Below are 24,580 nucleotides of genomic sequence, written 5' to 3' on the forward strand. Positions count from 1 at the left end.
GGTGCTCAAGCCTCTTTACGGGCGGAGAAAAATTCCGCTTCACTGACAATTCGATTGACCAGGCGACCGATGCCCTCGACTTCCACGATCACTTCATCTCCAGGCACCACATCGGCCAAGCCTTCCGGCGTACCGGTGGCGATCATGTCGCCCGGTTGCAGGGTCATGAAGCTGGACAGGTATTCGATCAGGTAAGGGATGTCAAAAATCATGTCGGAGGTTGAGCCTTCCTGACGCAATTCACCGTTGACCCAGGTGCGCAGTTTCAGGTTGCTCGGGTCTGGAACGTCGGCGACGTCAACGATCCACGGGCCGACGGGCGTCGTGGCGTCACGGTTTTTCACCCGCAGGTTAGGCCGGTAGTAATTTTCCAGGTAGTCGCGGATCGCGTAGTCGTTGCACACGGTGTAGCCAGCCAAGTATTCCAGGGCATTTTCACGTTTGACGTTGCGCGCCGGCTTGCCGATGACGGCCACCAGTTCGCACTCATAGTGCATGTAGGCGACGTTGTCCGGACGCCAGGTGGTCTGGTTGTGGCCGGTGTAGGTGCCGGGGGATTTGATGAATGCCAGCGGTTCGGTCGGTGGCTTGAAGGCCAGCTCGGCGGCGTGGTCGGCGTAGTTCAGACCCAGGGCAAACATGCTGCCGGTGGCCGGCGGCAACCATTGCACCTGATCTTCGGCCAGCAGGCGGCCGTCGGCCAGACGCACGGCATTTTGCTCTTCAACGTGGGCGTGGTGGACGTCGCCTTCAAAACGGATACGGGCGTGTTTCATGGAAGCTCCTGTTACTCGGCCACGATGTGGTTGACGAGGCGGCCCAGGCCGCTGATTTCGACTTCGACGGTGTCGCCGGGCTGGACATCGACACGGCCTTCAGGGGTGCCGGTGATCAGCACATCGCCTTCGTGGAGGGTCATGAATTCGCTGATCTCGACGATCAGCTGGGGAATGCTGCGCACGAAGTTGGCCGTGGAGTTTTCCTGGCGCAGTTCACCGTTGACGAACAGTTTCAGGCTCAACTGATGCGGGTTGGCGACCTGGTCACGGGCCACCAGTTCCGGGCCCAGCGAGCAGAAGCCGTCACGGCACTTGGCCTTGACCGCCGGACGGTAGTAGCTGTCTTCCGGCAGGCTGAACTCGTTGACGATGGTGTAGCCGGCCACATGTTCCAGCGCATTCTCGATGCTGACCCGGCTGGCGCTTTTGCCGATCACCACACCCAGTGCAGGGCCCGGTTGCAGGCGTTCACCTTGCGGATGAATCACGGCGCGGTCATGGCTATTGCGGGTATTGGGAGTCTTGATGAACAGCACCGGCTTGACCGGCGGTTTCTGGTAAGGCGCTTGCTCAAATTCAGCGATTCGTTGGTTCAGCAACCCTTGATAGTTCAGCGCAACGCCGAACAGGGTGCCGTTCGCAACATCATGCAGGGCACGGCTCATGGTTTTCTCCTGGCAGTGGCGGAGCAGTGACTGCTTCGCGAAATATTCGTTAACCTATTAACGTTATAATTAATATGTTAACAATCGTCAAGCGTGGCAAAATCTTCCGGCAGTGGTTAGCCGCCTGAAACCGGAGCAGGATGAAGGTCCTTGCACTGCCAACACCCAAACAAGAAAGAGAACGAGCGATGATCGATCGTCAGCCGATCCCCAATATCAACATCGGTCAGGTCTACGACCAGCGCTACAGCGATGCCGAAGTGCACTACGACAAACTCGGAAACCTGGCGGAATTCTTCGGCCGCAACATGCCCGTGCACCGACACGACCGGTTCTTCCAGGTGCATTACGTGAAGAGTGGCGCGGTGCGGGTCTATCTGGATGACCAGCAATACCTGGAGTCGGGACCGATGTTTTTCCTCACGCCACCGACGGTGGCCCATTCCTTCGTCACCGAAGCGGACGCCGACGGGCACGTGCTGACGGTGCGCCAGCAACTGGTCTGGCAGTTGATCGATGCCGACCCCAGCCTGGCGCCCGGCGCGCAGTTGCCGGCGGCCTGCGTGGCGCTGGCGCGGCTGGCACCGCTATTCCAATCCGAGGTCAGGCGCCTGGAGTTTCTGTTCGAGGAACTGTGCAGCGAGATCAACGCCGATGGGCCGGGGCGGGGTTCGGCGCTGGACAGCCTGACGCGATTGATCATGATCAGTCTGCTCAGGCTGTGCGCCAACTCCCTGGAAGCCCGCCCGGCGCGCCATGAAGACTTGCGGATCTTCCACCGCTTCAACGAGTTGATCGAAGACCATTACCTGCAGCACTGGCCATTGTCGCGCTATGCCGACGGTATTGGTGTTACCGAGGCACGGCTCAATGACGTCTGCCGACGCATTGCCGACTTGCCGTCGAAACGGCTGATCCTCGAACGGCTGATGCAGGAAGCCAAGCGCCTGTTGCTGTTCACCGGCAGTTCGGCCAATGAGATCTGCTACCAGCTGGGCTTCAAGGACCCGGCCTATTTCAGTCGATTCTTCCAGCGTTATGCGCAGGTGACCCCTGGGGAGTATCGCCTGCGGCAGTCGGGTTTGCGCTGAGGTAGCCATGTTCGCTTCTCGATTGGTGTCGAGTGTCTGTTGAGCAATCATGGCCACAGTCGGCACCCTGAAAAATAGCTTTTACAGGGAACCGATTGCACTTTTCATGGGCGGGTCACCACAAGGCCAGGCTGTAGCCGATGATGATCCGGTTTTCGTCTATGTCGCTGGTCAGGCCGTTGCTTGAACGCAGAGTGGCGTTGCGTAGCCGCACGTTGACGTTCTTCAGCGGACCGCTCTGCACCGTGTAAGCCAGGTCGGTGTCGCGCTCCCATTCCCGACCGTTACGCACGCTGGCGGTCTGCACATGAGTGCCGTCGACATAACGGGTCATGAACGCCAGCCCAGGCAGGCCGAGGGCCGCGAAGTTGTAGTCGTAACGCGCCTGCCAGGCGTCGGTCTCGGCCTTGGTGAAGACGTTGATGGTCACCAGGTTGACTGAATAAGGGTCCAGGCCCGGAAAGGCGAAGTCGCCGTCACCGGAGAGATTCTGGTACCCCAGGCCGAATTTATGGGCACCCATCGACAGGCTCACCATGCCGTTAAAAAAACGGTTGTCGATCTCGCCGCCATCGACCCTGGATGGACTGCGCATTTCATGGCTGCCTTGTTCACGCGTATCGAAATAGCGCAGATCGCTGCGCAGGTTTACACCTTGTGCCAAGGACAGGTCATGCACCAGACCGATGAACTGCTGACGGTAGATGTCATGCATCTGGGCGTAGTAATAGGTCGCAGCCAGGTGTGGATTGATCGCATAGGTGCCACCGGCCAGATCGAGATGGCTGCTCTGGACGCCGGCGTAACTCATCTCATCGTTGCTGGAGGAATCTCGCAGGTTCTGTTTTTCCAGCCGGCCCAGATTCAAGGTCAGGCCGTCGACTTCCTGGGAGGTGACCAGCTCACCGTTGTAGGTTGAGGGCAGCAGCCGGGTATCGTTATAGGCGGCCACGGGCAATTGCGGTTGCAGGGTGCCGAGTTTCAGCACGGTCTTCGATGCTCGCAATTTGGCGGTCAGGCCGAGTTCGCTGTAGCTGTCATCCGGTTGCTGACTGGCACCAAAGGGCAGCAACCCGGTGCCGCGACGATCGCGACTGGAGTCAAGTTTCACTCCGAGTTCGCCCAAGGCATCGACACCGAAACCGACCATACCTTCGGTGTAGCCCGACTCCAGGCGTAACACAAAACCCTGAGCCCATTCTTCGGCCTTATTCTGCGCCGCGTTGCTCTGGCGAAAGTCCCGATTCATGTAGAAATTGCGCAGGTCCAGGCTGGCTTTGCTGTCCTGGACAAAATCGGCGTGAGCGCTAAGCGGGCTAAACGAGGCGCACAGGGCAGCGCTTGCCGCCGTGCGAAGGAGGCACGAATGCATGAGGGGGTTTCCTTTTGTTGTTTTTGTAGGTATCACCCCTATCCGGTAAGGGCTGGATATAGTTAACGATCTTATCGTTTATTTTGGTAGCGTGTTTCCCGGTTTTCCCGCAAGGAATTGGGCTAAGGCGATTATTTTTTAATGTGAGATCAGTAATTTATTTATAAATTATTGACCTGGTGTAGGGGGGATGTTGCATGCACTCTGTGCCGACTCTAAGCTTTGAGGCTTCGACCTCTTTTTCCGCGTGAACCATGCCGACCCCCAGACCGTCCCTTACGCTCACCTTGTTGCAGGCCCGCGAAGCGGCCATGGCATTTTTCCGGCCGTTGCTCAATGAACATGATCTGACTGAGCAGCAGTGGCGGGTGATTCGTATCCTGCGCCAGCACGGCGAACTGGAAAGCCATCAGCTGGCTCATCTGGCGTGCATCCTCAAGCCGAGCATGACCGGTGTTCTGTCCCGACTGGAGCGCGACGGTATCGTCCGTCGCAGGAAGTCGTCGGAAGATCAGCGCCGGGTGTTTGTCGCTCTCACCGAGCAGGGGCAGCAGTGTTTTGTCGACATGAGTGCGGGGATGGAAAGCAATTACCTGAAGATTCAGGAGCAGTTCGGTGAGGAGCAGCTTCAACAGTTGCTGGAACTGCTCAGTAAGCTGAAGAACATCAAGCCCTGACCGACACAATGTTTGACCGGCTGGCCGACCTCACTGGACGCTGATGATTTCGCGGCTGGCGACGCGGCTTACGCGGGAGTTGATGCCGTCAGCCTGATGGTTGCTTCTGCGGCTGGATGTAGAAAGCACTCGATAGTACGGTTTGGAGTGATGTTCTTCCTGTTCTTGACATGCCCTCCGAACAAGTCCAAAAATGAGTCCGTTCCCACTGAGGGGATATTACAAAACCTTTAGATTTCAATGGGTCGGACGCTAGATGAGAGTCTCGTTTCCCGCTCCAAGCATTAAAAAATGGATCTCTGAAAAGAGGTCCATTTTTTTTCGTCCAAAGAAAAGTCTTTCTTTCGCCTTTGCCGAGTTCCTCCTGAAAGCACGGTCGTGGCTGCCAATGCGATAGCGTGGGGCTGCTGTTTGTCCCCTCTCTGGTCGGGCATCTGCTGCTTGGCATCGAACTGACCGGTGTCATCGTCCGCGTGGCCGGCATCGCTCTCATCGCCTTGGCGGTCGCCTGCTGGCCCGGCCCACCCATGCTCGGCATGTTGATCTATAACGCAGCCGTTGCGCTGTATCTCACCTACGTTGGCTTCTGCGGCGACGCGAGAGGGGTTCTCTTGTGGCCAGTGGTCATCTTGCACGCAGTGATGACGGTACTTTTGATACGTGCAATGACGAGGAAGGTCACGCATTGAGCTCCGTCATTATCGGCGCCATCGTTTTTGCCTGCCTGTTCGCTGCCGCGGTGATAAGAATGCTGCTGCACATGCGATTACCGATTCATCACCTGGATGTCGAGTCCAAAGAGGGCGCGCCGGGTCGGGCGCTTTTTCGCACAACAGTACGGTTTCGTATTGGGTCAAGTACTCGGCCACCCTGTCTCGGAAATCGGGCAAGACGGCTATGAGACCGATGCGCCCTTTGTTCGTACCACCATGGTGTTTGCCTTTTTGCTGCTCGCCGGTAGTGCCTCTACGCCGAACGATCCGACCCTGACCTTGCAGACCAGCAAGCCCCCGGCCCAATACGCCGACTGCGTCGTACCGAAATTGCAGGGCAGTGCGTTGAACCCGACTGTCTCGCAGACCCAGCGCAGCTACCGGATCATCGTGTCGAGCAAAGTCTCGGCGGATAACGTGCTGGAAGCCTATAAGGCCGGGAACGGCGGCAAGGTGTTCATCTACGAACGACATTTGCTGGCTTCGAACTTCCTGCCTTCAAGTTTTGAACGCGCCGCGCAGGATTGCATCTGATCCTTGCCCGTAAACGCTTCTCACCGTGCTCCTTTGGTTGGCAGCAACCAACCAGTCTTTTGCCCCGCACCGGATTCGGTGGCGGGGCTTTTTTTCGTCTGCTGCCTCATCCTGATTAAGGTGTACACCTGCTGGCTTCTATCAGGAGGCTGCAATGTCCCACGTCAACATTATCTGGGTAATGGCCGCATCAATGACCTCATGCGGCGTGTTATCACGAGCGAGGATGGAAATGCCCTGCAAGAAACTGTCGAACACCGCAGCCATCGCGGGCGCGTGAGTATTGCCCGGCAACTGACCGGCACTGACTCCCCGCTCGACACAAGCCAAAATCCCCGCGCGCGTCCGGGCGCGAGATTGGGTCAGGGCATCGACCACCCGAGCATTCTCCGGGCTGGGTGCGCTCATCACACCGAGGGTCACCATGCAGCCCTTGGGATGACTGTCCTCACACTGCATGCGCGCCGACTGGCGTAGTGCAGTCTCGATGGCCTGGCGTGGCGGCAGGCTCTCGTCCCACAGACATTCGGTGACCTGAGCGAAGGTCGCCAGGTAACGCTGCACACACTCATCAAACAACGCTTCCTTGGAACCGAACGCTGCGTAAAAACTTGGTGCGGAAATCCCTCTGCCCAGTCCGGCTTTCAACTTTGCGAGCGAGGTCGCGTCGTAGCCGTGTTGCCAAAACAAGTGCATGGCCTGTTCCACAGCGTGGTCGCGGTCGAAGGTACGGGGGCGGCCCATTTGCGCCATTTCAAGGCTCCTCTGGATGACGAGATAAATACTAGTCGATACATAAGTCATTGACAACGAACACGGGCATCCTTCAACATTTGTATCGATCAGTATTTAAGTCTGAATCCTCACTCAAGGAATCTCCCGTGACACCCTCAATTACCTTATCGGCAGCGCCCGACCGCCTACCCATCGGCGCGTTGCTCGCGCTGGCCATGACCGGCTTCATCTGCATTGTCACCGAAACATTGCCCGCCGGCCTGTTGCCGCTGATCAGCGAAGGCCTGGCAATTTCCCCTTCCATGGCTGGCCAGATGGTCACCGCTTATGCGCTGGGCTCGGTGCTGGCGGTCATCCCCATGACCATCGCCACCCGCGGCTGGCGCCGCCGTAATGTGCTGTTGCTGACTATCGTCGGTTTCTTGCTGTTCAACTCCATCACCGCGTTGTCATCGCACTACGGCGTGACCCTGGTGGCGCGCTTTTTTGCCGGCGTCGCGGCTGGCCTGGCCTGGAGCCTGCTGGCCGGCTACGCCAGGCGTATGGTCGCGCCCCATCAACAAGGCAAGGCGCTAGCGCTGGCCATGGTCGGCACACCGATTGCCCTTTCACTGGGTGTACCACTCGGCACTTGGCTGGGCGGTCTCGTGGGTTGGCGCACCACTTTCGGCATCATGTCCGTCCTCACACTGGTGCTGATCGCCTGGGTACTGGTGAAAGTACCGGACTACCCACCTCAAGCCGCCAGCCAGCGCATGTCATTACGTACCGTGATGACCACGCCAGGCGTGCGACCCGTGCTGGCAGTGGTCATCAGCTGGATGCTGGCGCACAACATTCTCTACACCTACATCGCACCCTTCGTGGCACCAGCGGGGTTGGCGGATCGGGTGGATGTGGTGTTGTTGGTGTTTGGCATTGCGGCGTTGGTGGGGATTTGGCTGACTGCCAAAAGGGTTGAGGTATCGTTGCGCAAAACGGTGTTGGTGAGCTTGGCAGCGTTTGCGGCGGTGTGTGTAATGTTTGGCCTTTTGGGCCGCGTGCCGGAGATAATCTATGTCGGCGCAGCGGTTTGGGGGGTGAGCTTCGGCGGAGCGGCGACGTTGCTGCAAACGGCGCTGGCGGATGCCGCGGGGGATGGGGCAGATGTGGCGTTGTCGCTGAATGTGGTGGCTTGGAATAGTGCGATTGCCGCGAGTGGTGTCGTGGGCGGAGTGTTGTTGGACAGGTGGGGCGCAGCCTCTTTTCCATGGGCAATGGTGGTGTTGGTCGGGGTGGGATTTGTGATTGTCTGGGGGGCTCGGGTTCATGGCTTCAAATCGGGCGCGCGTGCGGCTGGAAGGCCTGTTGTTGCGGGGCACTGAATCACAATGAAGGGTAGGAAAGAGAGGCTTTGGAAATCGCCAGAAGAAAGCACAAGAAACGTTAGTTAAATCGTTCTTTCTGCTGGCTTTCAGGCTCATTCAACCTGGCTTCTACCCGGCATCTCTATACCGTGCTGATGTACCCGCCGATACAGGGTTGCCCGGGAAATGCCCAAAGCCTTGGCGGCGGCGGTGGGTTTCCAGCGATGACGCACCAAGGCATCGAGCAGTGCTTGGCGTTCGGGGCTCGTGTAGCAATCATTGGTGTCGCCGGAACTTGGGCCACTAAGCCTGTGGCCTTGCAGTTGTTCGGGAAAATGGCTGACCTGAATCAGGTTTGTATCACACACCGCGCAGGCATAACGCAGCACGTGCCGTAACTGGCGAACGTTACCTGGCCAGCGGTAGCCAAGCAGGCATTCCAGCGCCGCGCCTCCCAGTTGCATGGATTCTGCGCAAAGCGTCGATTCCTCATCGAGAATCCGGTTGATCAGCGCCAGGCGGTCACTGCGTTCGCGCAGCGGCGGCAACTGGAAGCGTGCTCCGCTCAAACGAAAGTACAGGTCTTCGCGAAATTCGCCCGCGGCGACCAGTGTTTCCAGATCGCGGTGACTTGCGCAGATGACCTGAAGGTCGATCGCTTTGCGCCGTGAAGCGCCCAGTGGCGCCACTTCACCTTCGGCCAGAACCCGCAGCAGGCGGGTTTGCAAGGGCAGGGGCATGTCGCCGATTTCATCGAGAAACAGCGTGCCGCCGTCGGCTTGCTCCAGTAGACCTTGCATGCCCTTGCTCGAGGCGCCTGTGAAGGCACCGGCGACATAGCCAAATAATTCGCTTTCGATCAGGTTCTCCGGGATCGCCGCGCAGTTCACTGCAACGAACGGACGCTCACGGCGCTGGCTGGCCTGGTGCAACTGACGGGCGAAGACTTCCTTGCCGGAGCCGGTCTCGCCCTGGATCAGCACCGGCAGGTTGCGGTCTTTGACCCGCACTGCAAGGCGCAGGCTTTCTTCCAGTCGCGGATCGAGCTCGGCGGGTGTCAATACCGGGCGCGATGGGTTGCGTTTCACCCGACGTGGCCCGCGGAGGCGTCCGTGCAGCGCAGGGTGGCCACCTTGGCCGTGAAGCACGCAGAGCGATTCGTCGCTGGCCCGATGCAACAACTGCTTATCGAACACCTGGCCGATGTGTTCCGGCAGTTGGCCAAAGCTTTGCAGCAGCAATTGCCGCGCCGCCGGGTTCAGTGCCTGCAAACGGCCGTCATCATCCCAGGCGAGCAAGTAATCGGGTTGGCTGTCGACATAGCCCGGGCTGTTGTGGGCGCGCAGCACCCAGTAACCCTGGGCACTGTTCATGAAAAACGCCTGTTCGATTTCCCGTGCGCTCTGCACCACCATCTGCCGGATTAAATGTTGGGAGCGGCGGTCGTCCGGGGAACTCACCGCGGACACGTCGAGCACTCCGAGCAATTCGCCGCGCGGGTCGAAGACCGGCGCGGCCGAGCAGGTAAGGCCGATGAACGCGGCGCGAAAGTGATCGCGTTTGTGCACCGTGATCGGTGTTCTCGCTGTCAGCACCGCAGCCACGCCACAGGTGCCTTCTTCGCCTTCTGACCAGCAGGTGCCCAAGTACAGACCGGCTTTACGGCAGTCATTGCGGATGGAGGTTTCCACGCGATAGTCGATGGTCTGACCCTGAGCATCGGTGAGCAGCACGCAGTAGTTAGCGTCACGCACGCGACCGTGGAGGCGGGCGACTTCTTCGCTGGCAATGCGCAGGAACAACTCGGAGCGCTCGCGGCACTCCTGCAACACGTTCTGCGAAAGGATCCGTGGCCCTTGCAATGAGCCAGGGTCCAGATGGTGTTGCTCCATGGAGCGGCGCCAGGAGTCGAGTATCAAGCCCGGCACAGGCAACTGCGGCAGGTGTTCGGCATTTTTCAAAACACGGCTGACGCAATCCACATGCGCCTTCGAGTGTGCGGAAAGCATTAAGGCCTCCGGTTCCATCTTCTTTTAGTTGTGTGGCTATTAAGCGCCGTTCATTGGTCGCAGACAAGGGCCGGGTCTCCCAGGGTTGGCGGTGAGACGTAACGTCTCACGGTCTCGCCGCCACCTCGTGCAGCCTGACATGACGCGTCTCATTCGGGCTTGATTCGACCGCCCTTTGGCTCTCGACGGACCGCTCTACGACGGGCTTGTGCAGGTATTTTTGCGGATCTGGCATCGGCTTTGCTCCAGCTCTGGCAACCAGCCCGACTGGCAACCCAAAAATAAAAAGAGGTGCCCGATGTCCTGCCCAGCCCCTTTCCCTGTTCTGCCCACGGTGGCGTCATGAGTCGTGTGCCGCTGACCGTCGGCATTATCGCCAACCCAGCATCCGGTCGGGACGTACGGCGCCTGACCGCCAACGCCGGGCTGTTTTCCAGCACCGACAAAGTCTCGGTGATCCAGCGCTTGCTGGCAGCCTTTGGCGCCACGGGCGTCGAACAGGTGCTGATGCCCACCGACATGACCGGCATCGCCGCCGCCGTGCTGAAAAACAGCCACGGTCGCCAGGCTCGCAGCAGTCACTGGCCGGCCCTTGAGTTCCTCGACCTGACCCTGCGCCAAAGTGTCGAGGACACCCGTCACGCGGCACGCTGGATGGCCGAACGCGGCGTTGCCCTGATCGCGGTGCTGGGCGGCGACGGTACTCACAAGGCGGTGGCCGCCGAAGTCGGCGACATTCCGCTGCTGACCCTGTCCACCGGCACCAACAACGCCTTCCCGGAACTGCGTGAAGCCACCAGCGCCGGGTTGGCCGGCGGGCTGTTTGTCAGTGGGCGGATCCCGCCCGAGATCGCCTTGCGCCGCAACAAACGCTTGCTGGTGCGCGAGCCGAGTCGTGGCCTGTGCGAGATGGCCCTGGTGGACGTGGCGGTGTCCTCGCTGCCCTTCGTCGGCGCACGGGCCATCAGTCGCGGAGCCGATCTGGCCGAGGTGTTTGTGACTTTCGCTGAACCGCAGTCCATTGGCATCTCGGCCCTTTGTGGCTTGTGGTTTCCCGTGTCACGTCAGGCTCCGGGCGGGGCCTGGATGCGCCTCGATGCGCAATCTCCAGACGCGCTGCTGGTGCCTCTGGCTCCCGGCCTGCTGCAAGGCTGCGGCGTACTCGCTGCCGCAAGCCTTGAACCCGGCGTCGCTCATGGTTTGTGCCTGGCCAGCGGCACCCTGGCTCTGGATGGCGAGCGCGAGATCGAATTCAACGCCAATGACCGCCCCACGGTCACCCTCGATGCCGGCGGTCCGCTGAGCATCGACGTCAATGCGGCCTTGGCCTATGCCGCGCAACAGCGACTTCTGGCCATCGGCCGTGAACACCCGCAACACCCTTTGAACCTTGCACCTTGAAACTTGAGCCTCAAGACACCCTGGAGAATAAAAATGTCGACACAGCTGACCGCTGATCAATTGCTGCATGCCTATCAGGTGATGCGCACCATCCGCGTTTTTGAAGAGCGCCTGCACGTGGAATTCGCCACCGGCGAGATTCCCGGTTTCGTCCATCTGTATGCCGGCGAAGAAGCTTCAGCCGCCGGGGTCATGGCCCACTTGGGTGATGACGATTGCATTGCCTCCAACCACCGTGGTCACGGCCACTGCATCGCCAAAGGCGTCGATGTGTACGGGATGATGGCCGAGATTTACGGCAAGAAAACCGGGGTCTGCCAAGGCAAGGGTGGCTCCATGCACATCGCCGATTTCGAGAAGGGCATGCTCGGTGCCAACGGCATAGTGGGGGCCGGTGCGCCGCTGATCGTAGGCGCGGCCCTGGCCGCCAAACTCAAGGGGACTGACAGCGTTGCGGTGGTGTTTTTCGGTGACGGCGGCTCCAACGAAGGGGCGGTGTTCGAAGCGATGAACATGGCCTCAGTGTGGAATCTGCCGTGCCTGTTCATTGCCGAGAACAACGGTTACGCCGAAGCCACGGCCTCCAACTGGTCGGTGGCCTGCGATCACATCGCCGACCGCGCTGCCGGTTTCGGCATGCCCGGGGTCACGGTGGACGGCTTCGACTTCTTCGCCGTTCACGAAGCCGCCGGTGCCGCCGTGGAGCGAGCCCGGGCCGGGGAGGGCCCGTCCCTGATCGAGGTCAAGCTGACTCGCTATTACGGTCACTTTGAGGGCGACGCCCAGACCTATCGGGCGCCGGACGAGGTCAAGCATTTCCGCGAGCACAACGACTGCTTGATGCAGTTTCGCGAACGCACCCTTCGCGCCGGGCGGCTGCAGGCCAGCCAGTTGGACCAGATCGACAGCGAGGTCGACCTGCTGATCGAGAGCGCTGTGCGTAAGGCCAAGTCCGACCCCAAACCGAGCGCGGCCGATCTGCTCTCTGACGTCTACGTTTCCTATCCCTGAACACGCCCCTATAACAAGAATCGAGACCTTCATCATGGCGAGAAAAATCAGTTATCAGCAGGCAATCAACGAAGCGCTGGCCCAGGAAATGCGCCGCGACCCCAGCGTGTTCATCATGGGTGAAGACGTCGCCGGCGGTGCCGGTGCCCCCGGTGAAAACGACGCCTGGGGCGGAGTGCTGGGCGTGACCAAGGGCCTCTATCACCAATTCCCTGGGCGAGTGCTGGACACGCCATTGTCGGAGTTGGGCTATGTCGGTGCCGCAGTGGGCGCCGCGACCTGTGGCGTACGCCCGGTGTGTGAATTGATGTTCGTCGACTTCGCCGGTTGCTGCCTGGACCAGATCCTCAATCAGGCGGCCAAGTTTCGCTACATGTTCGGTGGCAAGGCCTCCACGCCACTGGTGATCCGCACGATGGTCGGCGCCGGGTTGCGGGCCGCCGCCCAGCACTCGCAGATGCTGACCTCCTTGTGGACCCACATTCCGGGGCTGAAAGTGGTTTGCCCGTCGTCGCCTTATGACGCCAAAGGTCTGCTGATCCAGGCCATCCGCGACAATGACCCGGTGATCTTCTGTGAACACAAAATGCTCTACAGCATGCAGGGTGAAGTACCGGAAGAGCTCTATACCATCCCCTTCGGCGAAGCCAACTTCCTGCGTGATGGCAAGGACGTGACGCTGGTCTCCTATGGCCGCACCGTCAACACTGCGATGGACGCCGCCCGCAATCTGGCCGCACGCGGCATCGACTGCGAGGTGATCGACCTGCGCACCACCAGCCCATTGGACGAAGACAGCATTCTCGAAAGCGTGGAAAAGACCGGGCGCCTGGTGGTGATCGATGAAGCCAACCCGCGCTGTTCCATGGCCACTGACATCTCGGCCCTGGTGGCGCAAAAAGCTTTCGCCTCGCTCAAGGCGCCGATCGAGATGGTGACTGCGCCGCACACGCCGGTGCCGTTCTCTGATGCCCTGGAGGACCTCTACATTCCCGACGCGGCGAAGATCGAAAGCGCCGTGCTCAAGCTTATTGAGTGGAGCAAGCGTTCATGAGCCAGATCCATACCCTGACTATGCCCAAGTGGGGCCTGTCCATGACCGAGGGACGGGTCGATGTCTGGCTCAAGGAGGAGGGCCAGGCTATCGCCAAGGGCGACGAAGTGCTGGATGTCGAAACCGACAAAATTTCCAGCAGTGTCGAGGCGCCGTTTTCCGGGGTGCTTCGTCGGCAGATCGCCCGCCAGGATGAAACCCTGGCGGTGGGTGCGTTGCTCGGCATCGTGGTCGACGGCGAAGCCAGCGAGGCGGAAATCGATGCGGTGGTCGAGCAGTTTCAAGCCGCGTTCGTGCCCGGTGACGATGCCGAGGAAGACCGCGGGCCGAAACCGCAAAAGGTCGAGCTGGACGGACGGTTGATCCGTTACTTCGAGCGCGGCGAAGGTGGGGTGCCGTTGGTGCTGGTACATGGCTTTGGCGGTGACCTGAACAACTGGATGTTCAATCACGAAGCATTAGCCGCCGGCCACCGGGTGATTGCGCTGGACCTGCCGGGCCATGGCGAGTCGACCAAACAACTGGCGCGCGGAGACCTGGATGAGCTGAGCGCAGTGGTGCTGGCATTACTCGATCACCTGGACATTCCCGCAGCGCATCTGGTGGGTCACTCCATGGGCGGCGCGGTGTCGCTGAACACTGCGCGTTTGGCTCCGCAGCGGGTACGTTCCCTGACCTTGATCGGCAGCGCCGGTCTGGGCGAGGACATCAACGGCGATTACCTGCAAGGCTTTGTCGAGGCTGCCAACCGCAATGCCCTCAAGCCACAGTTGGTGCAACTGTTCTCCAACCCCGAGCTGGTCAACCGGCAGATGCTCGAAGACATGCTCAAGTACAAGCGCCTGGAAGGGGTGGACGCGGCATTGAGGATGCTGGTTTCGGGCCTGTTTACCGAGGGCCGGCAACAACTGGATCTGCGCCACGTGGTGCAGGAAGGTCAGCTGCCAGTGTTGCTGATCTGGGGCAGTGACGACGCAATTATTCCGGTGAACCACAGCGCTGGGCTGAAGGCCCAGGTCGAGGTCCTGCCAGGTCAGGCGCACATGGTGCAGATGGAAGCGGCCGAGCAGGTCAACCGATTGATCCTGGACTTTGTGCAACAGCACTGACGCCTTCTCCTGGCAGCCTCTCACGGGGTGCCAGGACCAACGATTTCAAGGAGATTTCGCTATGAGCCTTTCAATCAATCCGGTACGAAGCATGCGCGCCGCGGTCTGGCATGGCCGCAATGATATCCGCGTCGAAGATGTTCCGTTGCCCATAGCACCGCCTGCCGGCTGGGTGCAAATCCGTGTGCAATGGTGCGGAATTTGTGGGTCCGATTTGCATGAGTACGTGGCCGGGCCGGTGTTCATACCGGTCGACGCGCCGCACCCGCTGACCGGGATCAAGGGCCAGTGCATTCTCGGTCATGAGTTTTGCGGTGAGATCGTCGAACTCGGTGCCGGTGTCCAGGGTTTCAGCGTCGGCGAACCGGTGGCGGCCGATGCCTGCCAACATTGCGGCACCTGCTATTACTGCACCCATGGGCTGTACAACATCTGTGAGAACCTGGCCTTCACCGGGCTGATGAATAATGGTGCCTTCGCCGAACTGGTCAACGTGCCGGCCAACCTGCTGTACAAGTTGCCGGCGAACTTCCCTGCTGAAGCGGGGGCACTGATCGAGCCGCTGGCGGTGGGCATGCACGCGGTGAAAAAAGCCGGGAGCCTGCTCGGGCAGAACGTGGTGGTGGTCGGTGCGGGCACCATTGGCTTATGCACCATCATGTGCGCCAAGGCTGCCGGTGCGGCTCAGGTGATCGCTCTGGAAATGTCCGCAGCACGCAAGGCCAAGGCCCTGGAAGTGGGGGCGAACCACGTGCTCGATCCCAATGAGTGCGATGCCTTGGCTGAGGTGCGGCGCCTGACGGGCGGGCTCGGGGCGGATGTCAGCTTCGAATGCATCGGCAACAAACACACGGCCAAGCTCGCGATCGATCTGATCCGCAAGGCCGGCAAGTGCGTACTGGTAGGGATCTTTGAGGAGCCCAGCGAGTTCAACTTCTTCGAGTTGGTGGCTACCGAAAAACAGGTACTGGGTGCGCTGGCCTATAACGGCGAATTCGCTGACGTGATCGCTTTTATCGCTGATGGCCGGCTGAACATCACACCCCTGGTGACCGGGCGCATTCAGTTGGAACAGATCGTGGGTCAGGGCTTCGAGGAACTGGTCAACAACAAGGAGCACAACGTCAAAATCATCGTGTCACCCGCTCGAGTCTGAAGCGGCTGAATCGCGCGATGACCCAGGCTATGTGAAAACGAATACACCGTTTGGTTAGTTCAGCAGACCCGAAATATGCCTAGGAACGCGATTTTCGTTCCGATTCTGACTGCCAAACTTGCTTTAAAACGTTTTCACACAGTCTGGACCCAAAGCGCACATCCCAACGTTCCACTCTGTCGAGCGCCTGTCCTCAGGCGCCCCTATCAGTCAGCAGTCCAAGCCAGTATTTGATCTGGGCGCTGACTCACCAAGATTGCCTCCTGGCTGATCTTGAGCAACGGGTGCCCTGAGTACAACTGGAGGTGCAACTGGCAACGTTCTATAGCGACATCACCGGCAAGCGCGGGCGCCCTGCAATTGGGTTGTCGAGCAGACCAACCTGCTGGCGATCAACGCCGCCATTGGTGTTAGTCCTCAGTTGGGTATTGCCTTAGCGCGTGAGCGGGCGGTGTTGTCGCGGAGGTTTAGATCTGGCGAGCAAAAAGTCCACTTCAGCTAGTGGGCTTTGCTGCTGAAAATCTGGCGCGGGCGATGGCCTCGATCGAGCGGGCGGGGACGCTACTACCTACCTAGCCATTTTTGGTCTGGATTGCTCCTCTAGATGTAGCCTTGATTTCATTGAAAAAAAACTCGTCTGTAGACTCAAAGAGGCAAGCTTTTTCTTATCAACAAGCAGTCAGCCTGCCATCGCAATTCTCAGCGCTATCGCAGCCTCAAGCAGCTTATTCGCCTGATTGGAGACCACCGTCGCCAAGACATCATTTCCAGCGTCCTTAAGCATCGTTGCCAAATCGAGCAGTTTCCCCACCTCGATCTCAACGATGCGAACGGATTCGGTTATCTGGTATTGAAGTGAGTGCGCCATGCCATGAACCCTCGTTCCAGATCGGCTATTCGACCTTGTAGATCATCGATCATGGAGGTAGGAATGAGCCAACTCCCCGACCTCCATACGTCGCGTCTTTTTCCGCCCGAAGATTACTCCGCCGACGTTCGCAGTACCTCAATCCATAACGCACCTTTGCCCGACGTGGCTTCACCGACACAAACTGCCGCTCAAGTTGCCGTTTACTGGTCTCAACAAAGTTTGCCGTCCTCGTGCTGTTGTTCAAAGATGCCGCCGGCATGTGGTGCCCGCGGTACTCAGCAGTGGTGCAGACAGTGGCTTTCGGGCGCCCATGGCGATCGCGCTTCTTGCAGCTGCATTCGAAAGTATCAGCTCAAATATTCGTCCAGGTTGCTGGATTCTTCTGCAAAGCGCTCGATCAGAAATTCGAGAAGGGCGCGTACGCGAGGTGCCATATACCGGTTACGTTGATATAGGGCATGTACCGGCGCGTCCTCTGACCGCCACTGCGGCAATAGAATCTTCAAGCGTCCTGCTCGTAGGTCTGCGCCAATATCCCACATCGATTTCATTGCAATGCCGTAACCGTGAACCGCCCACTCTCGAGCGACCGCGCCATCATTCGTCTCGCGAGCGTTTGCAAGCGGGACCCTATAACTTTCGACTTTGTCATTTCGGATGAAGCGCCAGTCGTTTGCAGGCCCGGCGACAGAGTTAAGGACAATGCAGTCAAAACGTTCCAAATCCCGTGGATGTTCGGGGGCGCCGTGTTTTGCCAGATATCGAGGCGATGCACATAGCACGCGCCGATTGGGTGCCAAGGGGCGGGCAACGAAGGAACTGTCCGGCGGCACGCCAAATCGGATGGCGAGATCAATATCGTCTTGCAACAAATTCGACAGCGAATCCGATAGCACCAGCGCGAACCTCACCTCAGGGTATTGCGTGTTGAACTGGTCAAGCCAGTTCTTTAACACGTTGCGACCGAAATCCGAGGTAGCGGATATTCGCATCTTGCCACCCACGACGCTTTTCCCAGCCTGGAGAAAGGCATTGCCATCGTCGAGTGCCTGGAGTGCCTGCTGGCAATAGGACAAATACGTCCGCCCTTCATCCGTCAAGCGCAGGTGGCGTGTCGTGCGCTCGAACAGGCGCGTATGCAACACAGATTCGAGCTTAACCAGGCGCGCACTCGCGGCAGCGGGGGATAGCCCGAGCTTGCGACCTGCAGCCGACAATCCACCGAGATTTGCTGCTTCGACAAACAGCCTGATGTCGCCTAGGTAGTCCATGATATTTCGAAATTTTTTGAAAGTTATTCAAATAATACGTCAATTATCAAATTGAGGAGGGCTACGCAAAATAGCGGCATGAACAAACAGTCGCAGTTGCTCGATCGGATTCGACTCAGCGGCATTCACTAGGGGCTCAATGAAGGGCCGCTTGCGGGCGAACGCCAGTTGTTCGTCGCAATGGCATCGGGCGTCGTCATCGAACTGGTCCCCAATCAGCAATCAGTCATCCCCTGAGCAGCCGAGCCTTTATCAAACTGCAGTTCGACCGTGTATCCCTCATTACCTATCGATTGGAGAATCCTCATGTCGCTTTTGCCTGTTGCGCGCCTGACCCGCACAAGTTGTTGGTTACTCACTTCCCTGGTCACCGTCGCGCTGACCCCCGTCTTCGCCGCGACCGATTCGCTCGTCCAACCCCGTACTGTGATCGTCGACCATAGTCTTGCGAAGGCACAGGTCGAGGCGCAGATCCTTGCCGCACGCCGCTATGGCACGTTCTGGACCACCGGCGACGAAGCTCTCGCGCGCGCCGCCCTGGCACCCGACTTCAAGGATTCAACACTGCCGCCAGGTCGCCCCCAGGGCATTGCCGGGCCGATCGCGGCCTCGAAAACGATGCATGCGGCTATTCCCGATATCCAGTGTGAAGTGGAGCAGATGATGGTGGTTGGCGACCGAGTCATCGCTCATTTGCATTTCACCGGCCACTTTACCGGCCAGTTCAAGAGCGTCCAGGGCAAAGGGCAGCCGATCGACTTCATCGCGACCGATATTTATCGCGTCGTCGAAGGTCGCATCGCTGAGAACTGGCATCTCGAAGACAATCTGACCCTGCTGCAACAGCTCGGCTTGATTGCCAAGTAAGGAGATTTGCACTGATGAACATTGACCATGAACCCATTGCTGACGGCCCGAATACATTGGAGCAAGTCAGCCGCCGGACGTTTCTCAATCGAGCCGGGGCGGCAGCGGGCGTCCTTGCTGCGAGTGCGGTGTTCCCTACCGTCGCAGCCGCGCAAGCTGCTCCCTCCACGCCAAAGCTCGTGAATACGCCACGCCATGGTCAGTTCTGGCCTGACGGCATTCGGCTGGTCATTTCCATTTCCATGCAATTTGAGGCGGGTGGACAGCCGTCCAAAGGGACGGACAGTCCTTTCCCCAAGGTAGATTTTCCGCCGGACATTCCATCGGATCCAGCAGCCAATACCTGGTTCGCCTACGGCTATCGCGAGGGAATTCCACGCATGCTCGATCTGTGGGATCGCCACCATGTCAAGGTGACCTCGCACATGATCGGCGAGGCCGCTCGGCGGCATCCCGAAATGGCAAGAGAGATCGTTGCGCGCGGCCATGAAGCGGCCGGACACGGTCCTCGCTGGAGTTCCCAGTATGCGATGAGCCGCGAGGAGGAGAAGCAGTTCCTCATCCAGGCAGCCAGCATGGTCGAAGAAGTCACGGGCCAGCGACCGATAGGCTACAACTGCAACTGGCTGCGGCGTGGTCCGAACACGTTGTCGTTGCTACAAGAGTTGGGCTACGTCTACCACATCGATGATCTGAGTCGCGATGAGCCTTTCATTGAACAGGTCAACGGCAAGGACTTCGTCGTGGTGCCATATACGCTGCGCAACAACGACATCCTACTGATCGAAGGCCGCAACTATTCGCCGACCCAGTTCCTGGAGCAGATCAAGCTGGATTTCGATCAACTCTACGAAGAAGCCGGCACACGCCGCCGCATGATGTCGGTCAGCGCTCATGACCGCATCAGCGGCTCGCCGCAGATGGTGAGGGTCTGGGACGAGTTTCTGCGTTACGCCAAAAGCCGGCCGGGGGTCGCATTCATGCGCAAGGACGAGATTGCACGCTACATCCAGAACAGCCCGCTGACTTTGCGCGAAGCTGAAACACTATAAAAACGGCCCGAATTGCGGCCGTCATGGCGCTTTTCGTTTGACGCTATGTGTAACGATCAGCTGTGGCATGTCGGTCGGATGCAGGTTCGTCATCTGACACTGACCGATGGTTATGAACCAGAGTCGCTGACGCTCTACGGCCATTTTTGTGAGTCCGTGAATTCGAATGAATTTGAGGAGCTGAAACACGGACGTAATATTCGGGCAGTACAATTCGCGGCAATGGAATAAAGGTGCAAGAGATGAATCGGCCATCACGTAGCATGCGCAAGTTGCTCGACTCAGTCGCCACCAATAACGAGATGGCGGCGCTTGATGTAATGCGCGCAACTGAGCAGATCAAGGACGAGTTGTTGCGCCAGCGGCTGCTCAACCTGATTCACCGCCTCAATCAGGACGCCAATGACTTGCGATTGGCGCGCGACGACATTCAGGGCGGCGCCATCAAATTAGCGTGACCGGCCGCCGGCGGGCCCAATGCAGCCGGTCCGATGCGCTCGGCTATCGGTTCAGCAGACTCGGCGAGCCCGGTACCGAGATTCACTTCGCCGGCAGGTAAAACGAAAGATACCTTTTGTCCTGGACCTATCTTGGCTGCGCGCTGACCATCAATGTAGAACACTGCGTCACATCCCGAACCGACAACCCCGTCATCCCGGAAAACGGTCAGGCGTCCCGAATCTTTTTGGCAACTCGGTACTTAATCGCAGGATTGCCTTCAGCGGGTGAACGCAGGAAGAGGGGGGCGTGCTCGTCGATAGGGTGCAGTGCCTGTTCATCGCGTCGATCGATGTCAGCCGAAAGGGCGGCAATCGGACGGAACAGTTTGCGCACCAGGTCGCCCACCGCCAGCAATAGCACCGGAAACAGAATGAGAAACGGCAGCAAACTTCGCCAGGCGCTCTCGCGGGCTTCTTTGTCGCGGACGCTGTTTTCTTGAGCGACGACGATGCGTTCACCGCGGGCGGTTGTTCTGACCAGCACACGAAAGTCTTCGTCGGTGACATTCAAGGTCGAGAGGCCATCGGCCAGTGTGGTGGGGAAGGGCAGTGGTATCAGGGTGTCATCGTTGCCGATGGCTTTACTGCCATCGGCCAGGTATTGCACGATGACCCTGGATTCTTCATTGTCGCCATCGACTTCCTGGGACGCGGGATAGTGTAGGGACACCTGTTGCCGATCAAACAAGACGGCCACCTGACGCAAGGTGTCGTCCTGCATTTCGTGGGCCTCGTCGAACGCAGAGACAAACGCAAAAATCCCGGCCAGCACCGCAACGATCAGGATGGCCAACGATAGCGTCACGGACAGGCGTAGTAGTACCGAGTCCCTCAAACGCTTTTTGAAACCATCCGCCCCATCACGTGGCCCGTTTGCGGGTCGTCGGCGGTTTTCGAGATCAAGGCCATCAGCACTGGCGTGGTGGCGCCCAGCAGCACTTAAACGGTATCAAACGGATTCGTTAAGGTGGCCTCCTGAAACCTGTTCTCCTCTAAAACGCATTATTTAAAGCTTTTTTTCGCTATCACCTTTGCCGCTCACAAAATTTTCATTTCGTTTTGATTATAAGCCTCCGCAGGTACAGAAGAGCCTTGCAAACATGCAGAGTGATTTATGGAAGTGACCGTTGTTAGTAACGACTATGTCGGCTTGGTAGAAGTGTGTCGTCGGAAGTGCGGCAAGGATGTTAACGCTAGACGTGTTGCCGGTGGAAACGCCGCTGTTGTGCTTTCTGAATTCATTGACGTCGACCGCCGCAATTTCGAGTTCCAGTTGCTGGATGTGGTCGACATGCTGGAAGCCTGCCGTGCGAAACCAACGCGCAAAGCAAGGTTTACAACATCGGCTTTGGCGCGCCGGTGAAGCTTCTGGAGTTTGTCGAGTGCATTGAAGAGGCACTGGGAATCCGCGCAATAAATAATTTCATGCCGCTGCAGTCAGGCGACGGCGTTCATTCGTTTGTCGATTGGTACCGCCTCTACTACGGCGTCTAGCCGCTCACCCCTCAGCTTTTTTTACGGAAATGTCATGCAAGAAACGCCTTACGTGTCGGTCCTGATTCCGGCAAAAAACGAAGCCGGTAACCTCATCCCACTTCTGGAGGAAGTGCGTGTAGCGCTGGCCAACGAGACCTTTGAAGTCATAGTGGTTGACGATGGCAGCACCGATGCCACAGCCACCGAATTACGGACATTACAAGGTAATGGCTACAGTCAGTTGCGGGTGCTCAGTCATGCTCGTTCCCTTGGGCAGAGCACCTCGATTTACCACGCTGCTGAAGTGGCACGTGGGCATTGGTTGGCAACCCTTGATGGTGATGGCCAGAACGATCCAGCCGATCTAACGAAAATGCTCGATTTGGTCCGTGGCTCGGAGGGTAAACCCGGCGGGGTCAAACTGGTGGCGGGTCACCGCGTGAACCGCCGGGACACGGCGAGCAAACGCTGGGCTTCGCGATTTGCCAACAACCTGCGCAGTCGCCTGCTGAAAGACCAAACGCCTGATACCGGTTGCGGTATCAAATTGATTGAACGTGAGGCGTTTCTGCGCTTGCCGTATTTCGATCACATGCACCGTTTTATTCCTGCGCTGATCCGTCGTCACAACGGCCGAATGTTGATTCAACCAGTGAACCACCGTGAGCGCGGTGCAGGAGTTTCCAACTACGGCAACCTCGACCGAGCCCTTGTGGGCATAGTTGATTTGTTCGGGGTGTGGTGGCTGATAAAACGCACCCGCCTGGAAGTCAACGCCCAGGAAACCGAGGTCTGACATGGGCAGAGAAACTTTGTGGTTGGCTGTTGGTTTCGTTGGTCAGTTGGCTTTTACCGGGCGTTTTGTCCTGCAGTGGCTATACAGCGAATACAAAAAACGCAGCATGATACCTGTTGGATTCTGGTACCTGAGTATCGTCGGCAGTGCGCTGTTGTTGGCGTACGCAATCTACCGCGAAGACCCGGTTTTTATCGTCGGCCAGTCCTTCGGTTTTATTGTGTACTTGCGCAATTTGCAATTGATTGCGAAACATCGTGAGCAGGAAAGCCACGAGCTGGAAAAAAAGGACTGAATCGGTGCGGATACGACTATTTACTTCGCGGTTAGAGCGATTGGCTTACGCAGACAAACCTCCGCTTTTCATGTGGGCGGTGGCGCTATTCGTGCAACTTGCCCATCTGCCAAAAGTAGCCCTGTACTTGCCCGCGCTATTGGCGAGTGCTGTTGTTATTAGTTCACGAAAACACGATGAGCCCGTTGAGCGGACTCACGCATTCTCGTGCATCTTGGAAAAGGAGTGAGGCGCGTATGAGAACAGAAGGCGAGGTATTGCGGCCGATGCAAGCCGCGCGGCGCGCGCTGGATTGGCCAACCCTGGGCGTGGCAGTGTTGCTCCTGCTGCTGTTTTACTGGGGACTGGGAAGTTTGCCGTTCCTGAGCGTCAATGAAGCCCGTCGCGCCGTGACGACACGGGAAATGCACGAGGCTGGCCAATGGCTGTTGCCGTACATGAACGGCGAGCTGTACCTGTCCAAACCACCGCTGTTCTATTGGCTGGCCCTGGTCAGCACGTCACTGCTGGGCAGCCTCTCCGAATGGAGCGTGCGCCTGCCTTCGGCGCTGTTTGCGACGCTGTGTTGTCTGACCTTGTATCGCCAGGCTTATGCTTTCGCCGGGCGACAGGTGGCGTTGTTGGCTGTGGTGTTCCTGGCGGCGAATGCCGGGTTCAGCCTGTTTGCCCGCCGGGCGGAAATAGAAATGCCTTTGACCGGCCTGTGTCTGCTGGCGCTGTTTTGTGCATGGCGCTTTCTGTTCGCGCAAGGCGGTCGCAGCTGGGTCTGGCTCAGTTACGGGCTGCTCGGCTGTGCCTTGCTGACCAAGGGGCCGGTCTGCCTGTTGTGGGTGACCGCGCCGATACTGGTCTATGCGTTGATCTGTCGCGATCGTCTGGCCCGAGCTTTTCTGTATGACGGCTGGGGCTGGATGCTTGCGGTGCTGGTCGGGGTATCCTGGTATCTGGCGGTGTCCATGCAGGAGGGCTGGAGCGTCTGGTCGGCCATCGTCAACGAAGACATCGTCAAGAAAATCAATGGCCAGGGGGCAGAAGCCTGGTACGCCTATCTGTTGTATCTGAGTGGGGATTTCTTTCCCTTCTGGCTGATACTTCTGGTGCGGCCGCGGCAACTCTGGCACGCCATCCGCCTGAGTCCGCAGTTGACCCTGTTGCTGTGCTGCATTCTGGTGCCGCTGCTGCTGTTCTCGCTGTTCACCGAGAAGCACGCCAAATACCTGTTGCCTATCTATCCGGCCATCGCCCTGCTGTTGGCCTGGCGCTGGAGCCAACTGCTGACCCAGGCCCGGCACCCTTGGCAGCGCTGGAGTCTGCGCATTGTTCCGGCCGTGGTACTGGCGGGATACACGCTGTTCTACTTGGGGCTTGAAGGGCGAGTGTTTGCCCATCGGATCGACGGATTTGCGCAGATAAAAGCCGCCACCGATGCGTACCCAAACGTCCCGGCCTATAGCTTGGGAGCTGCGGACATTCGCCTGGTCTATTACATGGGGCGGCCCGTCAGTTCGATCACCGAGTCGCAAGTCAGCAGCGTAGCCCATACGCCGGGCCTGCTGTTTGTCCAGGAACCGCTTCCTGCGGCATTGCAAGCCCTGGCGCCTTGCACCCTGACGCGGATCGAGTCGTACCTGAAACCCAAACGTTCGGCCGTGTTGCTCGGACTAGGCTCTTTTTGCGCTAATCAGGGCCAGATCAAGCCTTGAATCTGCGTCATTGAAGCTCTGCATGACTGGATGTTGGCCCCGCTTGATCTTGTGCCCAACGGATCGGCAACATGGGCTTGATCCAGTCTGCGCGCCT

Annotated in this window: 23 protein-coding genes and 2 pseudogenes; 17 read left to right on the forward strand and 8 right to left on the reverse strand. The window is 58.7% G+C overall.

From position 1 onward, the window contains the following. Positions 1–5: 5 nt before the first annotated feature. Together IB252_RS08360 and IB252_RS08365 are read right to left on the reverse strand one after the other, a co-directional pair. On the reverse strand, positions 6–776 hold the full coding sequence (locus tag IB252_RS08360) for a fumarylacetoacetate hydrolase family protein (protein WP_192408118.1): 771 nt from the start codon (positions 774–776) through the stop codon (positions 6–8). 11 nt (positions 777–787) lie between these two features. Next, positions 788–1,444 (reverse strand): fumarylacetoacetate hydrolase family protein, encoded by a 657-nt coding sequence (locus IB252_RS08365; RefSeq protein ID WP_192408122.1) that lies wholly within the window; start codon positions 1,442–1,444, stop codon positions 788–790. Positions 1,445–1,632: 188 nt separating this feature from the next. Between IB252_RS08365 and hpaA the strand changes: the two genes are divergently transcribed. Further along, positions 1,633–2,535 carry a 4-hydroxyphenylacetate catabolism regulatory protein HpaA gene (hpaA, locus tag IB252_RS08370; RefSeq protein ID WP_192408124.1) on the forward strand — a complete coding sequence of 301 codons (903 nt, stop codon included), beginning with the start codon at positions 1,633–1,635 and terminating at the stop codon, positions 2,533–2,535. A 115-nt stretch (positions 2,536–2,650) separates the two neighbouring features. Here hpaA and IB252_RS08375 read toward each other — a convergent pair whose 3' ends face one another. Next, entirely contained in the window at positions 2,651–3,907 is a 1,257-nt protein-coding gene (locus tag IB252_RS08375) for an OprD family porin (RefSeq protein ID WP_192408126.1), read from the reverse strand. Between the two features lie 254 nt (positions 3,908–4,161). On the opposite strand from IB252_RS08375, the gene hpaR reads away from it, so the two are divergent. From hpaR to IB252_RS08390, 3 genes and pseudogenes are all read left to right on the forward strand, one after another. Then, positions 4,162–4,584 (forward strand): homoprotocatechuate degradation operon regulator HpaR, encoded by a 423-nt coding sequence (gene hpaR / locus IB252_RS08380; RefSeq protein WP_105341072.1) that lies wholly within the window; start codon positions 4,162–4,164, stop codon positions 4,582–4,584. Positions 4,585–4,982: 398 nt separating this feature from the next. After that, on the forward strand, positions 4,983–5,273 hold the full coding sequence (locus tag IB252_RS08385; RefSeq protein ID WP_192408128.1) for a hypothetical protein: 291 nt from the start codon (positions 4,983–4,985) through the stop codon (positions 5,271–5,273). Between the two features lie 217 nt (positions 5,274–5,490). Then, positions 5,491–5,831 (forward strand): annotated as a pseudogene (locus IB252_RS08390) (hypothetical protein). A gap of 141 nt (positions 5,832–5,972) precedes the next feature. On the opposite strand, the gene IB252_RS08395 reads toward IB252_RS08390, so the two are convergent. Then, on the reverse strand, positions 5,973–6,584 hold the full coding sequence (locus IB252_RS08395; protein WP_192408130.1) for a TetR/AcrR family transcriptional regulator: 612 nt from the start codon (positions 6,582–6,584) through the stop codon (positions 5,973–5,975). Positions 6,585–6,712: 128 nt separating this feature from the next. Between IB252_RS08395 and IB252_RS08400 the strand changes: the two genes are divergently transcribed. Next, positions 6,713–7,930, forward strand: coding sequence for an MFS transporter (locus IB252_RS08400; RefSeq protein WP_192408131.1), 1,218 nt, complete (start codon positions 6,713–6,715; stop codon positions 7,928–7,930). 95 nt (positions 7,931–8,025) lie between these two features. On the opposite strand, the gene IB252_RS08405 is transcribed toward IB252_RS08400, so the two are convergent. Next, positions 8,026–9,921 (reverse strand): sigma-54-dependent Fis family transcriptional regulator, encoded by a 1,896-nt coding sequence (locus IB252_RS08405; RefSeq protein WP_192408132.1) that lies wholly within the window; start codon positions 9,919–9,921, stop codon positions 8,026–8,028. A 342-nt stretch (positions 9,922–10,263) separates the two neighbouring features. Here IB252_RS08405 and IB252_RS08410 point away from each other — a divergent pair, with 342 nt between their 5' ends. The 5 genes from IB252_RS08410 (at position 10,264) to IB252_RS08430 (ending at position 15,652) form a co-directional block, all read left to right on the forward strand. After that, positions 10,264–11,322 (forward strand): ATP-NAD kinase family protein, encoded by a 1,059-nt coding sequence (locus IB252_RS08410; RefSeq protein ID WP_192408133.1) that lies wholly within the window; start codon positions 10,264–10,266, stop codon positions 11,320–11,322. A 33-nt stretch (positions 11,323–11,355) separates the two neighbouring features. Beyond that, positions 11,356–12,333 carry a thiamine pyrophosphate-dependent dehydrogenase E1 component subunit alpha gene (locus IB252_RS08415; RefSeq protein WP_111449729.1) on the forward strand — a complete coding sequence of 326 codons (978 nt, stop codon included), beginning with the start codon at positions 11,356–11,358 and terminating at the stop codon, positions 12,331–12,333. 34 nt (positions 12,334–12,367) lie between these two features. Continuing rightward, complete coding sequence (locus tag IB252_RS08420) at positions 12,368–13,387, forward strand: alpha-ketoacid dehydrogenase subunit beta (RefSeq protein ID WP_054597393.1); 1,020 nt, start codon at positions 12,368–12,370, stop codon at positions 13,385–13,387. Beyond that, positions 13,384–14,496: an acetoin dehydrogenase dihydrolipoyllysine-residue acetyltransferase subunit gene (locus IB252_RS08425; protein ID WP_192408134.1), complete on the forward strand. Its 1,113-nt coding sequence runs from the start codon at positions 13,384–13,386 to the stop codon at positions 14,494–14,496. The genes IB252_RS08420 and IB252_RS08425 overlap by 4 nt, the downstream gene beginning before the upstream one ends. Before the next feature lie 91 nt (positions 14,497–14,587). Continuing rightward, on the forward strand, positions 14,588–15,652 hold the full coding sequence (locus tag IB252_RS08430; RefSeq protein ID WP_225607383.1) for a 2,3-butanediol dehydrogenase: 1,065 nt from the start codon (positions 14,588–14,590) through the stop codon (positions 15,650–15,652). A 679-nt stretch (positions 15,653–16,331) separates the two neighbouring features. Here the strand turns inward: IB252_RS08430 and IB252_RS08435 are convergent. Both IB252_RS08435 and IB252_RS08440 read right to left on the reverse strand, forming a co-directional pair. After that, positions 16,332–16,520 carry a hypothetical protein gene (locus IB252_RS08435; RefSeq protein WP_192408136.1) on the reverse strand — a complete coding sequence of 63 codons (189 nt, stop codon included), beginning with the start codon at positions 16,518–16,520 and terminating at the stop codon, positions 16,332–16,334. 350 nt (positions 16,521–16,870) lie between these two features. Then, complete coding sequence (locus IB252_RS08440) at positions 16,871–17,794, reverse strand: LysR family transcriptional regulator (protein ID WP_111449649.1); 924 nt, start codon at positions 17,792–17,794, stop codon at positions 16,871–16,873. Positions 17,795–18,100: 306 nt separating this feature from the next. Between IB252_RS08440 and IB252_RS08445 the strand changes: the two genes are divergently transcribed. From IB252_RS08445 to IB252_RS08455, 3 genes are all read left to right on the forward strand, one after another. Further along, entirely contained in the window at positions 18,101–18,661 is a 561-nt protein-coding gene (locus IB252_RS08445) for an ester cyclase (protein WP_192408138.1), read from the forward strand. Positions 18,662–18,675: 14 nt separating this feature from the next. After that, entirely contained in the window at positions 18,676–19,713 is a 1,038-nt protein-coding gene (locus tag IB252_RS08450; protein WP_192408140.1) for a polysaccharide deacetylase family protein, read from the forward strand. A gap of 242 nt (positions 19,714–19,955) precedes the next feature. Beyond that, a complete protein-coding gene (locus IB252_RS08455) occupies positions 19,956–20,171 on the forward strand; it encodes a hypothetical protein (RefSeq protein WP_008154187.1) in 216 nt (71 codons plus the stop codon). Between the two features lie 271 nt (positions 20,172–20,442). On the opposite strand, the pseudogene IB252_RS08460 reads toward IB252_RS08455, so the two are convergent. Further along, positions 20,443–21,048: pseudogene (locus IB252_RS08460) on the reverse strand (two-component sensor histidine kinase); the annotation flags it as partial. Positions 21,049–21,327: 279 nt separating this feature from the next. Between IB252_RS08460 and IB252_RS08465 the strand changes: the two are divergent. The 4 genes from IB252_RS08465 to IB252_RS08480 all read left to right on the forward strand — a co-directional run bounded on the left by IB252_RS08465 (position 21,328) and on the right by IB252_RS08480 (position 24,483). Beyond that, entirely contained in the window at positions 21,328–21,576 is a 249-nt protein-coding gene (locus IB252_RS08465; RefSeq protein ID WP_192408142.1) for a hypothetical protein, read from the forward strand. A 165-nt stretch (positions 21,577–21,741) separates the two neighbouring features. Further along, on the forward strand, positions 21,742–22,485 hold the full coding sequence (locus IB252_RS08470) for a glycosyltransferase family 2 protein (RefSeq protein ID WP_111449644.1): 744 nt from the start codon (positions 21,742–21,744) through the stop codon (positions 22,483–22,485). A gap of 1 nt (position 22,486) precedes the next feature. Beyond that, complete coding sequence (locus tag IB252_RS08475; RefSeq protein WP_008154156.1) at positions 22,487–22,780, forward strand: lipid-A-disaccharide synthase N-terminal domain-containing protein; 294 nt, start codon at positions 22,487–22,489, stop codon at positions 22,778–22,780. A gap of 236 nt (positions 22,781–23,016) precedes the next feature. After that, positions 23,017–24,483: an ArnT family glycosyltransferase gene (locus tag IB252_RS08480; RefSeq protein WP_225607349.1), complete on the forward strand. Its 1,467-nt coding sequence runs from the start codon at positions 23,017–23,019 to the stop codon at positions 24,481–24,483. Positions 24,484–24,580 lie beyond the last annotated feature (97 nt).

Origin of the sequence: Pseudomonas sp. PDM10 (assembly GCF_014852295.1) — a bacterium.
Taxonomy (GTDB): domain Bacteria; phylum Pseudomonadota; class Gammaproteobacteria; order Pseudomonadales; family Pseudomonadaceae; genus Aquipseudomonas.

Bases quoted from the DNA above. Each gene is read 5' to 3' on its own strand.
- IB252_RS08360 (WP_192408118.1), bottom strand. From the start codon at position 776: ATGAAACACGCCCGTATCCGTTTTGAAGGCGACGTCCACCACGCCCAC.
- IB252_RS08365 (WP_192408122.1), bottom strand. From the start codon at position 1,444: ATGAGCCGTGCCCTGCATGATGTTGCGAACGGCACCCTGTTCGGCGTT.
- hpaA (WP_192408124.1), top strand. From the start codon at position 1,633: ATGATCGATCGTCAGCCGATCCCCAATATCAACATCGGTCAGGTCTAC.
- IB252_RS08375 (WP_192408126.1), bottom strand. From the start codon at position 3,907: ATGCATTCGTGCCTCCTTCGCACGGCGGCAAGCGCTGCCCTGTGCGCC.
- hpaR (WP_105341072.1), top strand. From the start codon at position 4,162: ATGCCGACCCCCAGACCGTCCCTTACGCTCACCTTGTTGCAGGCCCGC.
- IB252_RS08395 (WP_192408130.1), bottom strand. From the start codon at position 6,584: ATGGCGCAAATGGGCCGCCCCCGTACCTTCGACCGCGACCACGCTGTG.
- IB252_RS08405 (WP_192408132.1), bottom strand. From the start codon at position 9,921: ATGCTTTCCGCACACTCGAAGGCGCATGTGGATTGCGTCAGCCGTGTT.
- IB252_RS08410 (WP_192408133.1), top strand. From the start codon at position 10,264: ATGAGTCGTGTGCCGCTGACCGTCGGCATTATCGCCAACCCAGCATCC.
- IB252_RS08415 (WP_111449729.1), top strand. From the start codon at position 11,356: ATGTCGACACAGCTGACCGCTGATCAATTGCTGCATGCCTATCAGGTG.
- IB252_RS08420 (WP_054597393.1), top strand. From the start codon at position 12,368: ATGGCGAGAAAAATCAGTTATCAGCAGGCAATCAACGAAGCGCTGGCC.
- IB252_RS08425 (WP_192408134.1), top strand. From the start codon at position 13,384: ATGAGCCAGATCCATACCCTGACTATGCCCAAGTGGGGCCTGTCCATG.
- IB252_RS08430 (WP_225607383.1), top strand. From the start codon at position 14,588: ATGCGCGCCGCGGTCTGGCATGGCCGCAATGATATCCGCGTCGAAGAT.
- IB252_RS08435 (WP_192408136.1), bottom strand. From the start codon at position 16,520: ATGGCGCACTCACTTCAATACCAGATAACCGAATCCGTTCGCATCGTT.
- IB252_RS08440 (WP_111449649.1), bottom strand. From the start codon at position 17,794: ATGGACTACCTAGGCGACATCAGGCTGTTTGTCGAAGCAGCAAATCTC.
- IB252_RS08445 (WP_192408138.1), top strand. From the start codon at position 18,101: ATGTCGCTTTTGCCTGTTGCGCGCCTGACCCGCACAAGTTGTTGGTTA.
- IB252_RS08450 (WP_192408140.1), top strand. From the start codon at position 18,676: ATGAACATTGACCATGAACCCATTGCTGACGGCCCGAATACATTGGAG.
- IB252_RS08455 (WP_008154187.1), top strand. From the start codon at position 19,956: ATGAATCGGCCATCACGTAGCATGCGCAAGTTGCTCGACTCAGTCGCC.
- IB252_RS08465 (WP_192408142.1), top strand. From the start codon at position 21,328: ATGGAAGTGACCGTTGTTAGTAACGACTATGTCGGCTTGGTAGAAGTG.
- IB252_RS08470 (WP_111449644.1), top strand. From the start codon at position 21,742: ATGCAAGAAACGCCTTACGTGTCGGTCCTGATTCCGGCAAAAAACGAA.
- IB252_RS08475 (WP_008154156.1), top strand. From the start codon at position 22,487: ATGGGCAGAGAAACTTTGTGGTTGGCTGTTGGTTTCGTTGGTCAGTTG.
- IB252_RS08480 (WP_225607349.1), top strand. From the start codon at position 23,017: ATGAGAACAGAAGGCGAGGTATTGCGGCCGATGCAAGCCGCGCGGCGC.